Origin of the sequence: Streptomyces endophyticus (genome assembly GCF_035798155.1) — a bacterium.
GTDB lineage: Bacteria > Actinomycetota > Actinomycetes > Streptomycetales > Streptomycetaceae > Streptomyces > Streptomyces endophyticus.
In genome coordinates, this window is record NZ_JAOZYC010000099.1 from 1 (window position 1) to 15261 (window position 15261).

A 15261-nucleotide genomic window follows, 5' to 3' on the forward strand; every position below is an offset into this window, starting at 1 on the left:
GTCGCGCGGGCGAGCGCCGCCCGCGAGCCGAGGTCACCGCCGCCGAGCAGCGCTTCGTAGACGCCCAGCTCGTTCTCGCCGAGGCCGAGGGCCTGCCACTGCGCGTCGTCGTGCCCAGCCGGTTTCATCAGGGGATTTTCGGCCGAACCCGCAGGCCACACAAGTGTGTACGTCCACAAGTAGGCACCGGGAACGCATTGTTCAGGTGGGGGCTCCGGTATTTGCATGGCCGCATCCGACATCCGTTCATGCATCAGTGGCCCCGGAGGGGAACCGTGCGGACCTCAGGACGCAGACGTAGAGACAGCAGAGACAGCAGAGACCGTAGAGACAGTAGGGACAGAAGGCCTGGCACAGCCGTCGGCCAAGGGGTGGCGGCGCTGCTCGCCGCCGCCGGCCTGATGGTGACCGGCATACCCGCCGCCCAGGCGGCCGATCCGGCGAACCCCGTCGTGGCCGGCGGCGACACGGACACCCCGGCGCTCGTCACCGGGCTGCACGAGGAGGCCTCCGCCACGGACAGCCCCGCCGACGCGGCGCGCGGCCACCTGAAGGCGAAGAAGGACCGCTACCACATCGCGGACACCTCGGCGAAGGACCTCGCGTCCGCCGGGACGCAGACCGACAAGGGCGGCAAGGAGACGGTCCGGCTCCAGCAGAAGTACAAGGGCGTCGAGGTGCTCGGCGGCCAGTACGTGGTCCGGATGGAGAAGAAGTCCGGCGAGCGGACCGTCACCGGCACCTCCGGCAAGTACTTCACCGAGCTGAAGCTCGACACGGTCACGCCGAAGGTCACCGAGAAGGTCGCGGTGCAGCGCGCCATCGGAGCCGTCTCCGCGCAGCTCGGCGGCGGTCTGATGACCGCCCCCGCCAAGGGCGACAAGGCCGGTGAGCACAAGCTCACCGGCAAGGCCACCGGCGTCACGATCCTCCCGCAGGGCGCCGGCGTGCTCACCCGGCACATCACCGTCACCGGGGTCGGCCCGTCCGACGGCTCGCCGGTCCAGCAGGAGGTGTACGTCGACGCGCACTCCGGCTTCCCGCTGCTGCAGTACAGCGGCATCAAGACGTTCGGCGCGACGGCCGCCGCAGGCGGTGCCACCGACGAGGCACCCGCGACCGGCGACGCGGCCACCACGGCGGCCGACCAGCTCGTCGTCAAGGGCACCGGCACCCGCTACAACGGCGAGAAGACCGAGGTGAACCTGTACAAGGACACCAAGGGCGTCTACCAGATGATCGACTACAGCAAGCGGGCCGCCGACTCCCCGTACGAGGGCCCGATGCTGTCGACCTACGACGCCCGCGGCCGCGAGGTGGCCGCCGCTTCCGGCCGCTGGCCCACCGGGGTCAACACGTTCCAGTCGAGCACCCCGGACCTCGGCGCGGACTACACCGACTCCGGTGCCGTCGACGCCCATTGGGCGGCCGGCAAGGTCTACGACTACTACAAGAACCACTTCGGCCGCGCCGGTCTCGACGGCAAGGACGGCTCCATCAACTCCCTGGTCGGCGTGGTCTCCAACGGCGGCCCGTACAACAACGCCTTCTGGGACGGCACCAAGATGGTGTACGGCCAGGGCGGCGGCGACTTCCGCACCTTCTCCGCGGACACCGACGTCGTCGGCCACGAGATGACGCACGGCGTCGTCGAGCACACCGCGAACCTCGTCTACGCGGGCCAGTCCGGCGCCATGAACGAGGCGATCGCCGACTACTTCGGCAACGCCATCGACCTGGAGGCCAACCACGTCTCCATGGACGACCCGGACGCCGGGCTGCTCGGCGAGGACCTGTGCACCACGCTCAGCCCCCGCGAGTGCGCACTGCGCGACCTCAACGACGGCAAGACCACGGCCAAGGACTTCATCGGCACCACGTACCGCGGTGACAACGGCGGCGTGCACCTCAACTCCACGATCTTCTCCGGCGCCCTGTGGGACATCCGCCAGGACCTCGGCGCCGAGCTCGCCGACCGGATCACCTACCGTGCGCTGTCGGCGTACATGACCCCGCTCGACGGCTTCACCGAGGGCCGCGCGGCCGTTGTCGCCGCCGCGCAGGAGCTGGGCGTCACCAAGGCCCAGCTGAAGACGGTGAAGACGTCGTTCGACGCCCACGGCATCGTGCCCGGCTGGGAGAAGGCGCTCGGCGTCGACACCGACACGATCCTGAACAAGGTGAACATCTACAACACCGGCGTCGGTGCGGGCGGCGGCAAGTACGCCGTCTCGAACTCGAACGAGGACGGCAGCGAGCCGTACGCGGTGTGGCTGGGCAACACGTCCGGCAAGGGCACGCCCCGGCTGATGAGCGCCAACAACGGCGACTACAACGTGTACGCCGACACCGACGGCAAGACGGTGGTGTGGGCCGACTACAGCAGCTCGGGCGTCAAGATCATGGCGCGGCCGGTCGAGGGCGGCCTCCCGAAGATGGTCGACGGCATCGGCAGCGACGTCTCCGGGCTCGCCGTGGACGGCGACTACGTCGTCTACACCGCGTTCAACCCGCAGTTCGGCGTCACGAACGTCAGGTACGTCAACATGAAGACCGGCAAGGTCGGTCTGGTCGACGACGGCCGCCCCTACAACGTCTCGGGTCTGGCCTCCGTCAAGGACGGCAAGATCGCCTACGCCAAGGTGGCTCCCGGCGCGAACGGCGACTACACGCTCGGTGTCGAGGTCTTCGACGCGGCGACCGGTGCCAAGACGCAGATGCCCGTCGCCGACAGCACCAAGACCGCGGGCATCGGCCAGACCGCGATCACCGACGACGGTGTCTTCTGGATCGAGGACAACGACGCCACCGACTCCGGCCGGGCAGCGGTGCGCCGCGCGGACCTCGACGGTGCGAACCCGCTCACCCTCACCCCGGAGTCCGGCGGCGGCTCGCTGTACGCCTACTCGCTGACGGCCTCGAACGACGCGGTCAGCGTCACCGTGCTGCCGCCGGCCACGAGCTGGGCCAACGAGACCCTGCCGAAGCTGTACCAGGTGGCCCCCGACGGCAAGGGCGGCGCCCAGCGCGTCTCCTGCAACCGCGGTGACCAGGTGTACGCCGCCGCTGATGAAGGGCAGCGCGTCCTGTGGCTGGACGGCACCACCGGCTACACGAACCTCGTGAAGCGGGACAGGCCGGCCGGCACGTGCTGACCCGGGTCGTCTGAACGTGACGGCGGCCGGACTCCAGGAGGGGGGAGCCCGGCCGCCGTCCGCTCGTCAGGGCTCAGCCGTTGGCGAGCGCCACGACGCGGTCGAGCGCCCCGTTGAACTTGTTGTGGTCGCCGACCGTCGGGCCGGTCGACGTGTACTGCCACATGGTCTGGTAGGCCCAACCGGCCGGGAGCGTGCCCACCGTCGAGGCGTAACGCGCGATCCACAGCGGGTTGTTGGCGGCGAAGCCGCTGTAGTTGCCCGTGCACTGGGTCCACCAGCTGGTCGCCGTGTAGATGACGGCGTCGCGTCCCGTGCGGGCCTTGTACTGGTTCAGGAAGTCCCGGATCCAGGTCACCATGCCGCTCTGCGTCTTGCCGAAGCAGGCGGCGCCGTACGGGTTCCACTCGATGTCGAGCGCGCCGGGCAGCGTCTTCCCGTCCTTGGACCAGCCGCCTCCGTGGTCCACGAAGTAGTTGGCCTGGGTGGCGCCGCTCGTGGTGTCCGGGGTCGCGAAGTGGTACGCGCCGCGGACCATGCCCACGTTGTAGGAGCCGTTGTACTGCTGCGCGAAGTACGGGTTCGTGTAGTACGTGCCTTCGGTGGCCTTCGTGTAGGCCCAGCGCACGCCGCTGTTCCAGAGCGTCGACCAGGCCACGTTGCCCTGGTGGCTGGAGACGTCGACGCCTTCGGTCTGAGCGGCGGCGACGCTGCCGCCGGTGGGCGGCAGGGAGCCGACGCCGTCGTGCTCGGCGACCCCCATGCCCATGTGGGCCTCGCCGCGGGCGGGCGTGTCGGCGGCCTGCGCCGCGCCGGGCAGGGCGAGGAGGAGGGAGAGCGCGGCGAGCAGGGTGCCGGTGATTCCGAGGCGGGTGCCGCGTCTGCGGCGGGTGGGGACAGGTCTGTGCACGGGCATGAGAGGCCTCCGAGAACGACGTGGGGTCACGTGCGGTGGCGCCGGTGCGCTTGATGGTGTGTGCATGCCAGGAAAGGGCAGCGGTGAAACGCTACGCACGTAGACCCGCGTGCGGAAGAGGGGCCGGTGTGTGCCGTTGGTCTACTCCTGCGAAATACTGGCGGAACTGCGGTGATGGCCGTGATGGGCGAAAACTTTCAGATTCGGGAACCTCCGGAAAGCTGGGGAAAATCTGGTCATGGGTGCTGACGTGGGCGAAGACGGAAACGACGGGCGACGGAGCGCGGAGACCGAACCGCGACCCGCTGCCGTGCCGACGGCTGTGGACGGTGAGTTCCTCGCCCTGGAGCGCGAGTTGACCATTTTCCTGCGCCGGGCACGGGCCAACTCCGGCGAGATGGCCCGGGAGGTCCACCCCGACCTGGAACCGGCCGCGTACGGGCTGTTGGTGCGCCTGGAGGAGTGCGGGGCACAGCGGGCCACCGAGCTCGCCGGGTACATCGGCGTCGGCAAGGCGACGATGAGCCGCCAGCTGCGGGCCCTGGAGGAGCTCGGCTTCGTCGACCGCGAGCCGGATCCCGCGGACGGCCGGGCGTGGCTGGTGTCGCTCACCGAGCACGGGCGCGAGCACTTCGGGCGGGTGCGGGATGCGCGGCGCATGCGGTACGTGCGGCAGCTGGACGGGTGGGACCGGCGGGAAGTCGCGGAGCTGGCGAGGCTGTTGCACCAGTTGAACGCCGGGGCCGAGTAGTTCGTTGCGCCCCGCCGGGGTTGCGGACTCGGGGCTCTGCCCCGGACCCCGCTCCTCAATCGCCGGAGGGGCTTGCGGAGAGCTCCACGTACGCCAGCGTCGCGTCGTCGTGGGTCTTGCTGCGGCGCAGGTACGTACGGGTCTCCGCGTCCGCGTCCTCCAGGGCGCGGACCCGGGACACCACCGCCTCCGGGCCCTCCTTGCGGACGAGGGTGAACAGGTCCGTCCAGTCGCCCTCGTGGAACTTCTCCACCCAGCGCGTCACGCCGTCCGTCATCGCGGCGAGCGCCCGCACCTCGGCCCGGGGGAGCGTGCCGGTCACCGCGCGCCGCGCCACCGACGGGTCCGCGGCGGCCGTGAAGAAACCGCCCTCCCTGTTGCGCACCGTGGCGTCGGCCACCTCGTTCGAGACGAGGTGGGCGCGTGGGACCCGGTCGAGGCGGTCGTCGAGCAGCGGAGTGACCGTGCCGTCGGGGGCCTCGACGAGCAACGCCGAGTCGGAGAGCACCAGATGCTCCACCCGCTCCGCGTCCCAGCGGGCGACCACGACGGTCGCCTGCGGAGTACGCGGGTGAGAAAGGTCACAGGTGTCCCGATGGGCGTCAGCGGTTCGGGTGATTGCCGCGCCGAGCGCGTCGGCCAGGCTCATATCCCGCCGCGAAACGGACAGTTCGGCCAGTGCGCCGCCGAGGTGGGCGGTGAACCACGGGACGGAGTGCCGGCATCCGACGTCGGTGGCCGGGGGAGTGACCCCGTCGAGGACGACGAGCGATCCACCGTGCCCGGCGGCCGGTGCGGCCACCGATACGTAGTCCTCGTTCGGTCGCTCGGCGGCGCCCGGCTCGGTGGTCAGTTCGATGCGCATGCGGTCAGTTTGCATGAGGCGCCCTCACGGAGAGGTGGGGCGCCGCGAGTTGGGGCGAGTCGGGCCGTATGGATTCTGTGCAGATCGCGCAGCGGCCCGAAGACGCCCTCTGAGCGCCGGGTTTGCGCGGAATGATCACTTCCGTCGGGGGTGTGGCGGGGCATCCTGCCAAAGGCCGCCGAAGACGTCCAACCCGCGCGCGCTTGACAGAGGGTGATCGCCACACGGGAACTTGCTCCCCAACTCCCGCTCGATGTTCACTCCTTCGGGTGGCGGGCCAGGTGATGGCCGCCCCCTGCTCACCGGCACTGGAAGGGTCAGGAGCCAGGCCAGGAGGGTCACGAGTGTTGACGCAGCGTCACCCGGACCCATGGGGTACGAATCAGGAATGCGAGCATCAGTGGGGAACACCTCCGGCGGTAATGGGGCCAGTGGGTTGGGTGCGTCGGGTGATGTCGCACCGGGCCAGGCACCCGAGGTGAGCCGCACGGGTTCCGGCCGGGGCAAGCGCGCCCGGGTCCGCAACCGGTTGATCGTGGCGGTGGCCGTGGTCGCCGCGGCCGTCGTCGGCGCCGGGGCGCCGCTGATCGTCGGCGCCTCCGACCGCGTGGGCGAATCGCAGACCCTCGTCGACGACGCCCAGCAGACGCAGCGCTCGCTCGCCCTGTCGCACGCGCTCGCCGACGAGCGGGACGAGGTCACACGGTTCATCGCGGGCGGCCGCCCCAAGGGGCAGGGCCTGAGCGAGGAGCGCGGGGCCCGCGTCGACCGGCAGGTCGACGAGCTGCGCGTGGACGCACCCGCCCCACTGCGCCACACCCTCGACGACGTCGCGGCCGTGCGCCGCTCCGCCCTCACCGGCAAGGGCTCCGCCCTGGAGGCGCACACCGCGTACTCGCGCTCCATCGGTGAACTGCACGCGCGCGCAGAGGATCTGGCCGAGCGCATACCCGTGCGCGCGGGCTCAGGGGCGTACGCCCTCGCGGACCTGGACCGCGCCGTCGAGCAGGCGTCCGCCGCGCGCGGTCTGCTGCTCTCCGCGCTCGCCGTGCCCCGCACCACGACCACGCAGGTCGACCCGGTGACCGGCCTGCGCAAGGCGGTCGCAGGCGGGTCCGCCGCCCGCGGCCAGCGCGACGCGCTCAGCGCCGAGGGCCAGCGGGCCAGGGTGCGCGAGCAGGCCGCGCTCGACGACTTCCACGACTCGGGGACGACCGCGGCCGTCACCGCGTACGACTCCACCGTCACGGGCCCGGACGTCACGCGGGCCGACGCGTATCTGAAGCGCCTCGCCGACGCCCCGGCCCTGAGCGCGACCGAGCTCCGCTACGACCCCAAGAGCGTCGAGGACGCCCTCACCGCCCGGATCGACCTCATGCGGGGCGCCGAGGCCGCGCTCGGGGACCAGCGGGTCAAGCGCCTGGAGCAGCTGCGCGACGACGACGTCACGGCGCTGGAGATCAGCATCGCGCTCGTCGGCGTCTGTCTGCTCGCCGCCGTCGGTGTGGCCATGGCGACGGCCCGCTCGCTGACCCGGCCGCTCGCCGCGCTGCGGATCGGCTCCGCGCGCGTCGCGGGCGACCCCGCCGCCGAGGAGCCGGTCAAGTTCACCGGCCGCAACGACGAGTTCGCCCAGGTCGTCGACTCGATCAACGCCCTGCACGCGCACGCCGTCGGGCTGCACGGACGCATCGGCACCCTGGAGTCCGACCGCAAGCACCTCGTCGGCGAGCGCCAGCGGATGGCCGACGAGCGGGACCGGCTGCGCGGCGAACTCGCCGACACCGCCCGCAAGCTGGACCGGGTCAAGCACTCGATCCACGGGACGTTCGTCAATCTGGCGCTGCGCACCCTCGGGCTCGTCGAGCGGCAACTCGGCATCATCGAGGGCCTGGAGGAGCGCGAGCAGGACCCGGACCGGCTCGCCACGCTCTACAAGCTCGACCACTCCGCCACCGTCATGCGGCGGCACAGCGAGAACCTCCTGGTCCTCGCGGGCACCGAGCGCGGGCCGCAGCACGGGGGCTCCGTGGCCCTCGTCGACATGGTGCGCGCCGCGGTCTCCGAGATCGAGCGCTACGAGCGGGTGCGGATCGCCGCGCTGCCGCCGCACGCGCACCTCGCCGGATTCGCCGCCGACGACCTCAGCCACCTCATCGCCGAACTCCTGGAGAACGCCACGTCGTTCTCGCCGCCGGACGCCTCCGTCGAGGTCTCCGGCTGGCTCCTGGAGAGCGGCTCGGTCATGCTCTCCGTCCAGGACGAGGGCATAGGGATGACCGACGAGCGGATGCGCGAGCTGAACACGCGACTCTCGTCCTTCACCGCCGAGGAGGCGCACGACCCCGAGGACGTGGACGGGTTCGGGCTCGGCCTGCACGTCGTCGCGCGGCTCGCGGTGCGCCATGGGGTGCGCGTACGGCTGCGTGAGCAGAAGCAGGGCGGAGTGGCGGCGGTCGCCGTGCTGCCCGCCTCGCTCTTCGCCGCCGCGCCCGCGGCCTCGGTGCCGCCCGCCGTCCTGGTGCCCGGCGCCGCGCCCGCGGTACGGCTCGCGGGGTCCGAGGCGGAGGCCAACTCCAATGAGCTGTACGGGCGTACGGAGCCGGAGCACGAGCTTCCGTACGGTGACCCGCTGATCGAGGCGGCCGAGCAGGCCGTGCGCGAGTCGGCCGATCCGACCGAGCCGCCCGAGCCGCTCGCGGAAACGACCATGGAGCTGAGCGCGCCGGTTCCGCCGGAGCCGGAGCCGGAGCCGGAGCCACAGCCCGAGCCCGAGCCGGTCCCGGAGCCCGCGCCGACCCCCGAGCCCGTCGCCGAGGTGCCGCACCCGCGCGCGCCGCGCGACGAGCACGACGGGCCCGCCGGACACCCCGAGCAGCTTGACCAGCAGCTCGCACCGGAGCCCGAACCGGAGCCCGAGCCGGAGCCCGAACCGGCCGAGCGCGTCACCGCCAAGGGACTGCCCAAGCGCACCCCGAAGGCGGCCGCCCCCGTCTCCGCCCCGAAGCCGCGCACCGGCTCCGTGGACGCGGAGGCGCTGCGCCGCAAGCTCGGCGGGTTCCACCGCGGCGCCACGGCGGGCCGTCGTGATGTGACGGCCGAGTTCGCCGAGAACCCTGGACGTAGAAGTGAAGCCGAGGGGGACACAGCCGAGGAGGCAAGCAGTTGACTGCGCCCACCCCTGCACTCAACGGACTAAAGGGAATGAACGGTCTCAGTAGCGAGGCACGCAATCTGCACTGGTTGCTGACCGACCTGGTCGAGGAGGTGCCAGGGTTGCAGTCCGTCGCGGTCGTCTCGTCCGACGGGCTGCTCCTGCTCTCCTCCGACCCGGGTCGGCACGACGCGGCCCCGGCCACCGACCCGAGCACAGGCCCCAAAGGGTCGAGCGCCGACCTGGCGGCCATCGTGGCCGGGCTCGGTTCGCTGACCATCGGAGCCGCCAAGCTGATGGACGGCGGAGGCATCAAGCAGACGATGGTCGCGATGGACGAGGGGAGCCTCTTCGTCATGTCGATCAGCGACGGCTCCCTGCTCGGCGTGCACGCCTCCGCGGACTGCGACATGGGCGTCATCGCGTACCACATGGCGCTCTTCGTCGGCCGTGCCGGGCACGTCCTGACGCCCGAACTCCGCAGCGAACTGCGCCAGTCGATGGAGGCCACCCGATGACCCCCGGCACTTCAGGCAGTGCACACAGTACGAACGGCACGAACAGAACGTACGGCTCGAGCAGGCTGCCCGTGCGCGGTGGGGACCGCAGGTCCGCCCGCGTCCGCCCCTACTCGCTGACCGGCGGCCGCACCCGCTTCGGCCATGTGCTGCTCGTGGAGACGTTCATCTCCAGCACAGCGGCGATCGAGGGGCCGGAGGACCGCCCCGAGCTGGGCAAGGGAGAGCTCGCCGGCATCATGCCGGAGATGCGCGCCATCGTCGCGCTGTGCCGTCGCATGCGCACGGTCGCGGAGATCGCCGCGCTGCTCAAGATGCCGCTCGGCGTGGTGCGCGTGCTGCTCAGCGACCTGGCGGACCAGGGAAAGATCCGTGTATACGGAACAGGCCACGGCCCCGGACAGCCGGACCGGGCACTCCTCGAAAGGGTGTTGAGTGGACTCCGCCGCCTCTGAACTGCTCGGCGAACTGCCCATGGAAGACGAGCAGTTGCAGGCCTGGCAGACCGACAGAACCCGGGCCCCCGTCGCCACGAAGATCATCGTGGCGGGCGGCTTCGGCGTCGGCAAGACGACCCTGGTATCCGCCGTTTCCGAGATCCAGCCCCTCGAGACCGAGGCGCTGATGACCCAGGCGAGCGAGGAGACCGACGACCTCACCGCGACGCCGGGCAAGTCGACGACCACGGTCGCCATGGACTTCGGCCGCATCACGCTCGACGACGACCTGGTCCTGTACCTGTTCGGCACGCCGGGCCAGCAGCGTTTCTGGTTCATGTGGGACGACCTGGTGCGCGGCGCGATCGGCGCCGTCGTGCTCGCGGACACCCGCCGCCTGAAGGACTCCTTCCCCGCGCTCGACTACTTCGAGAGCTGCGGACTGCCGTACGTCGTCGCCGTCAACCACTTCGACGACACCGAGGAGTTCGCGCCCGAGGACGTACGGGAGGCGCTCACCGTGCCGCCGCACGTACCGGTGCTGATCATGGACGCGCGGCGCCGCATCGCAGCGGTCGAGACGCTCCTGGCGCTGGTCGGCCACGCCTTGGACGCGACCCCCGAGTAGCCGCGCGGCACCATGCCTGCATAGTGGTCAAGCCCCGCCCCCCACACATTAGTTACGGCAGTTAAGGCAGTCTCATATGTCGCGGAAGATACTCGTCGTGGGAGCCGGCCAGTCCGGCCTCCAGCTCGCCCTCGGCCTGCAGACCCAGGGGTACGAGGTCACCCTGATGTCCAACCGCACCGCCGACGAGATCCGTTCCGGACGGGTCATGTCGACGCAGTGCATGTTCCACACGGCGCTCCAGCACGAGCGCGACCTCCAGCTCAACTTCTGGGAGTCGCAGGCCCCGAGGATCGAGGGCCTCGGCGTCTCGGTGGCCGCGCCCGGCTCGCACGCCCCCGGTCCGACGCAGCGCGCCATCGACTGGGTGGGCAGGCTCGACGGCTTCGCGCAGTCCGTCGACCAGCGCGTGAAGATGGCCGGCTGGATGGAGACGTTCGCGCAGCGCGGCGGGCAGCTCGTCATCCACGGCGCGGCGGTCTCCGACCTCGACTACTTCTCGCGTACGTACGACCTGGTGCTGGTCTCGGCGGGCAAGGGCGAGCTGGTCTCGATGTTCGGCCGGGACGCCCAGCGGTCCCCGTACACCGAGCCGCAGCGGGCCCTCGCTGTCGCCTACGTCCACGGGATGGGCGTGCGCCCCGAGCACCCGGACTTCGACGCGGTGCGCTGCAACCTGGTGCCGGGCGTCGGCGAACTCTTCGTGATGCCCACGCTCACCACCTCCGGCCGCGCGGACATCCTCTTCTGGGAGGGCATCCCCGGCGGCCCGCTGGACGCGTTCAAGGGCGTCAAGGACCCCTCCGAGCACCTGGCGCTGACGCTGGAGCTCATGGAGAAGTTCACGCCGTGGGAGTACGCGCGCGCCACGAAGGTCGAACTGACGGACGCGAACGGCACGTTGGCCGGGCGGTACGCCCCCACCGTGCGCAACCCCATCGGCCGGCTTCCCTCCGGTGGCGCGGTGCTCGGTGTGGCGGATGTGGTCGTGGCGAACGACCCGATCACGGGCCAGGGCTCCAACTCGGCCTCCAAGTGCGCCGCGGCGTACCTCGCCGCCATCGTCGAGCGCGGTGACAAGCCGTTCGACGAGGAGTGGATGCAGTCGGCGTTCGACCGGTACTGGGACACGGCGCAGCACGTCACGAAGTGGACGAACACGATGCTGCAGGCTCCGCCGGAGCACGTCCTCAACCTGATCGGCGCGGCCGGTCAGCTCCAGCCGGCCGCGGACCGCTTCGCGAACGGCTTCAACGACCCGTCCGACTTCGAGAACTTCTTCTATGAGCCGGAGAAGACGGCGGCGTACTTGGGGTCGCTGACCGGGCAGTAGTTCGCGTTCGGGGTGACGGCGTTGCGGTCTCGGGGCGCTGCCCCGGACCCCGCTGCTCAATCGCCGCAGGGGCTTGATTCACCCCGCCGACCCGTACCCCGTGTCGTCCCCGGCCCTCGCCCCCTCCGGCAGCTCCGGGGCCCGGTACCCGGACATCGGGGACGACCCCAGGTCCGGGCGGACCGCTCCCAGGAGGGGGTTCGCCGCGATGGGGGAGACCTTGACGCGGGTGCCGGGGCGCGGGGCCTGCACCACCATGCCGTCGCCCAGGTACATCGCCACATGCGTGGCCTTGGGGAAGTAGATGACCAGGTCGCCGGGGCGCAGCTCCGACATCGGCACCCGCGGCAGCGACGCCCACTGCTCCTGCGACGTCCGCGGGATCACCCGCCCGGCATGGGCCCAGGCCTGCGACGTGAGGCCCGAGCAGTCGAAGGACTTCGGGCCCTCCGCTCCCCAGACGTACGGCTTGCCGATCTGCTGGACGGCGTAGGAGAGCGCCTCCTCGCCCGCCTTCGACGGGGCCCTCCTCGTCGAACTCAGCGCCCCGGACGCCATGAACGCCTGCTGCGCCCGCGACGTCCCTTGCGCCTCCAGGCGTGCCACATCGGCGAGTTGGTCGGCGGTGAGCGAGGCGAGCAGCTGCTCGACCTCCTTCAACCGGGCCTGTACCGCGTCCCGCTCCTTCTTCTGCCGCTCCGCGAGCCGCAGCTGCTGGTCCAGCGCGCCCCGCGCCTTCGTCGCCAGCGCGTCGGCCTTCTTCTCCCGGCCGGTGAGCCGGTCGACGGCGGCCTGCCGCTCCCGCGCGGCCCGCCGCATCACATGGCCCTCGTCGAGCGCCCGCTGGGGGTCCCGCGCGAGGAGGAGCCGTAGGTACGGGGAGAACTCGCTGCGCCCCTGATACTGCTCGCGTGCGAGCCGTCCGGCATCGGTCCTGCTGCTGTGCAGCGACGACCGCGCGGCGGCCAGCTTCTTGGCGAGGCCGTCCGCGTCCTTGCGCCGCTCCTTGAGCGCCTCCTCCGTCGCGTTGTACGTCTCCGTGGCCGCCTCGGCGTCCTGGTACGAGCGCTGGAGGTCCGTGAGGAGATCGGCGACGGAACGTGCCCCGCCGGGTCCCGGCCGCGGCTCGGGAACCGGTGCCGCGCTCGCGGGCAGCGGCGTGAGCAGCGCTCCCGTGACGGCCACCGTGCACACCCACCGCACAAGCCTGCCTGACACCTGATCACCTCCGGTGCGGGGCAGCCTCTGTGCCCCACACCGTGAACATGAACAGAAAGCCGGGCCGCCCACCCGCCGGGCTGCTCGCTTCGGCGCAACCCCGCCACCCGTCCGGTGCCCGCCCGGCGAGCCGCCTTTACGTCCGCGGCGGCTGCTCCTCGGGCGACCGGTTCCTCGACCACGGCCACTTGACCGCCCGCTCGGGCCTCCCGTCCGGCGCGAACACGTAACGCCACTTCGCCAGGAGCCGCATCCGCTTCCCGCCGGGCACGGCCTCCCGCACGTACACGAGCACGGTGTCCGGGCCCCCGTCGGCGTCCGGCACCGGCACCTTGTAGACCTTGGGCGGATTCCCGGTGGCGGTCACGAGCACCGGAAGCGTCCGGCCGTCGAGGGGTCCGCCGGCAAAGGGGATGTCTTCGCTCTTCACGCCACCAGTGTCACGCAGAGCGGCGCGCGGCCGTCACGCAGCGCGGCTCACAGCAGATGCGCCGCATCGCTCACCACCGGCAGCACCCGCCGCGCCAGCTCCCCCACGGGGCCCTCCGGCGACTCCAGCGCGAGCGCGTACCGCACCACGTCCGCGGTCTGCGGGTCCCGGCCGGCCGTCGCCGTCAGGACCGCCATGAACTGGTCGACGAGCCCGTCGCGCAGCTCGTCGAGCGGTGGCTGCTTGCCCTCGTCGAGCCAGATCAGCGAGGCCGCCTCCACCGCCGTGATCCACATCCGGACGGTCATCCGCAGGCGCGGTCCCGGCGAGTCCTGGCCGAGGTGGCTGAGGACGTGCTCGGCCGCGGCCCGCCGCACCCCGTCCACGATCGCCGTCGTACGGGAGGTCTCCACCACGCTGCCGCCCTGGAGCAGCGCCGCGAAGCCCATGTCGTGCTGGTCGACGAAGCCCAGGTAGCGGTCGAGCGCGCGGGTCAGGCGCGCGGTCAGCGGGCCCTCGGGGCGCTCCGCGAAGCACTGCTCCAGGTCGTCGGCCGCGGAGCGCAGCGCGGCCTCGTACAACTGCTGCTTGCCGCCGGGGAAGTAGCGGTAGACGAGGGGCCGGGACACCCCGGCGACCTCCGCCACGTCGTCGAGCGAGACCTCTTCCGGGGCCCGGTGCGCGAACAGCGACAGCGCCGACTCGAGCAGCTGCGCCCGCCGCACCTCGACGCTGAGCCGCTTATAGGCGGGCGTGCCGGTTGCCGAGGTCATGCTTCGAAGCGTAACCGGCACGTCGAGTGCGTCATCTAGGCCAGAAGTCCCGAGGACCGCCACATCTGCCGGCCGACGCCGCGCAGCACGCCGATGTCGTCGAGGAAGTCGGTCAGGCGCTTGGCCCCGGTCTGCATGACCTCGCGGCGGTGGCCGCTGGCCTTGACCTGGGCCATGGCCTCCTTCTTGTCGAGGCCCACGTTCTCGTACACCTGCGGGTTGATGAACGCCACGGAGAAGACGCGGGCGAACTCGCCCGAGGTGATCCGCGTGAACTCCTGCGACCAGCGCGGCGCCGTCACCATCTGGCGCCGCAACTCCTCGCGCGCGTACCGGACATGGCGGGCCTCCTCCACGACGTGGATGCGTGTCACGCCGCGGATCAGCGTCTGCACGCGCTCGTCGGGGAACGTCAGCCGCTGCATCCAGTCGAGGACCTCCTCGCCGAGCAGCGTCGCCGTGAACGAGCCGGGTGTGGTGGAGATGGTCTTGAAGAGGCGGCCCAGGTTGTGGTGGACCGGCGCCACCGGGTACCACGGCGTCTCGCCGCGCGAGATCAGCCGCGCGAACATCTTCGAGTGCCGGCACTCGTCCTCGATCTCGGTCAGCGCGTAGCGGACGTGTGCGCTGGTCGCCGCCTTGTCGTAGACGTGGCGCACGAGGAGCTGCATCAGGATCAGCTCGAACCAGATGCCCAGCGAGGCCAGCGCCGCCGCCTCGTGCTGCGACAGCTGGATCCGCTGCTCCTCGCTCATCCGCTTCCACAGCGGGGTGCCGTACAGGGACACCAGCTCGGGCGGCCAGAACCACTTGCCCGCCTCGAAGGGAGCGTTCCAGTCCAGCTCCTTGTCCGGGTCGAAGGAGTGCTTGGCGGAAGAGTCGAGCAGCCGCTCGGCCACCTGCTCCCGGTCCTTGAGCAGACCGAGCGCGTCGCGCAGTCCCGCCAGCGCGTCGGCTTCCGTCATGGTCGTCATGGCTGTCCCCACCTCGTCGTACGGGTTACCAGCGGTCACGCCTGCATCGGTTCTTATGAGACTGCGCGTCAGCAAGACCGTCAATCCCTTGCGCACGACTTGTTGACCC

13 protein-coding genes are annotated in these 15261 nt (G+C 71.2%); 7 read left to right on the top strand and 6 right to left on the bottom strand.

What is annotated here, in order from left to right:
- Positions 1 to 371 precede the first annotated feature (371 nt).
- Positions 372 to 3155 carry a M4 family metallopeptidase gene (locus tag OKJ99_RS14370; RefSeq protein ID WP_326016514.1) on the top strand — a complete coding sequence of 928 codons (2784 nt, stop codon included), beginning with the start codon at positions 372 to 374 and terminating at the stop codon, positions 3153 to 3155.
- A 73-nt stretch (positions 3156 to 3228) separates the two neighbouring features.
- Here OKJ99_RS14370 and OKJ99_RS14375 read toward each other — a convergent pair whose 3' ends face one another.
- Positions 3229 to 4071, bottom strand: a complete 843-nt coding sequence (locus OKJ99_RS14375) for a lysozyme (RefSeq protein WP_326016516.1) — start codon at positions 4069 to 4071, stop codon at positions 3229 to 3231.
- A 250-nt stretch (positions 4072 to 4321) separates the two neighbouring features.
- Between OKJ99_RS14375 and OKJ99_RS14380 the strand changes: the two genes are divergently transcribed.
- On the top strand, positions 4322 to 4822 hold the full coding sequence (locus OKJ99_RS14380) for a MarR family winged helix-turn-helix transcriptional regulator (protein WP_407700698.1): 501 nt from the start codon (positions 4322 to 4324) through the stop codon (positions 4820 to 4822).
- A 55-nt stretch (positions 4823 to 4877) separates the two neighbouring features.
- Here the strand turns inward: OKJ99_RS14380 and OKJ99_RS14385 are convergent, their stop codons facing one another.
- The gene (locus OKJ99_RS14385; protein WP_326016519.1) at positions 4878 to 5687 is read right to left on the bottom strand and encodes a protein phosphatase 2C domain-containing protein; all 810 of its coding nucleotides are present in this window, start codon (positions 5685 to 5687) and stop codon (positions 4878 to 4880) included.
- Between the two features lie 388 nt (positions 5688 to 6075).
- Here OKJ99_RS14385 and OKJ99_RS14390 point away from each other — a divergent pair, with 388 nt between their 5' ends.
- The 5 genes from OKJ99_RS14390 to OKJ99_RS14410 all read left to right on the top strand — a co-directional run bounded on the left by OKJ99_RS14390 (position 6076) and on the right by OKJ99_RS14410 (position 11757).
- Entirely contained in the window at positions 6076 to 8856 is a 2781-nt protein-coding gene (locus OKJ99_RS14390) for a sensor histidine kinase (RefSeq protein ID WP_407700695.1), read from the top strand.
- 35 nt (positions 8857 to 8891) lie between these two features.
- Positions 8892 to 9359: a roadblock/LC7 domain-containing protein gene (locus OKJ99_RS14395; protein WP_326016523.1), complete on the top strand. Its 468-nt coding sequence runs from the start codon at positions 8892 to 8894 to the stop codon at positions 9357 to 9359.
- Positions 9356 to 9814, top strand: coding sequence for a DUF742 domain-containing protein (locus OKJ99_RS14400; RefSeq protein ID WP_326016524.1), 459 nt, complete (start codon positions 9356 to 9358; stop codon positions 9812 to 9814). The genes OKJ99_RS14395 and OKJ99_RS14400 overlap by 4 nt, the downstream gene beginning before the upstream one ends.
- A complete protein-coding gene (locus OKJ99_RS14405) occupies positions 9795 to 10424 on the top strand; it encodes a GTP-binding protein (protein ID WP_407700696.1) in 630 nt (209 codons plus the stop codon). Before OKJ99_RS14400 ends, OKJ99_RS14405 begins: the two co-directional genes overlap by 20 nt.
- 76 nt (positions 10425 to 10500) lie before the next feature.
- Positions 10501 to 11757, top strand: a complete 1257-nt coding sequence (locus OKJ99_RS14410; RefSeq protein WP_326016525.1) for a styrene monooxygenase/indole monooxygenase family protein — start codon at positions 10501 to 10503, stop codon at positions 11755 to 11757.
- 78 nt (positions 11758 to 11835) lie between these two features.
- On the opposite strand, the gene OKJ99_RS14415 is transcribed toward OKJ99_RS14410, so the two are convergent.
- The 4 genes from OKJ99_RS14415 to OKJ99_RS14430 all read right to left on the bottom strand — a co-directional run bounded on the left by OKJ99_RS14415 (position 11836) and on the right by OKJ99_RS14430 (position 15152).
- Positions 11836 to 12975, bottom strand: a complete 1140-nt coding sequence (locus tag OKJ99_RS14415; protein ID WP_326016527.1) for a C40 family peptidase — start codon at positions 12973 to 12975, stop codon at positions 11836 to 11838.
- Positions 12976 to 13111: 136 nt separating this feature from the next.
- Positions 13112 to 13405: a hypothetical protein gene (locus OKJ99_RS14420; RefSeq protein WP_326016528.1), complete on the bottom strand. Its 294-nt coding sequence runs from the start codon at positions 13403 to 13405 to the stop codon at positions 13112 to 13114.
- Between the two features lie 47 nt (positions 13406 to 13452).
- The gene (locus OKJ99_RS14425) at positions 13453 to 14178 is read right to left on the bottom strand and encodes a TetR/AcrR family transcriptional regulator (protein WP_326016530.1); all 726 of its coding nucleotides are present in this window, start codon (positions 14176 to 14178) and stop codon (positions 13453 to 13455) included.
- A 35-nt stretch (positions 14179 to 14213) separates the two neighbouring features.
- Positions 14214 to 15152, bottom strand: coding sequence for an AurF N-oxygenase family protein (locus tag OKJ99_RS14430; RefSeq protein WP_326016532.1), 939 nt, complete (start codon positions 15150 to 15152; stop codon positions 14214 to 14216).
- Positions 15153 to 15261 lie beyond the last annotated feature (109 nt).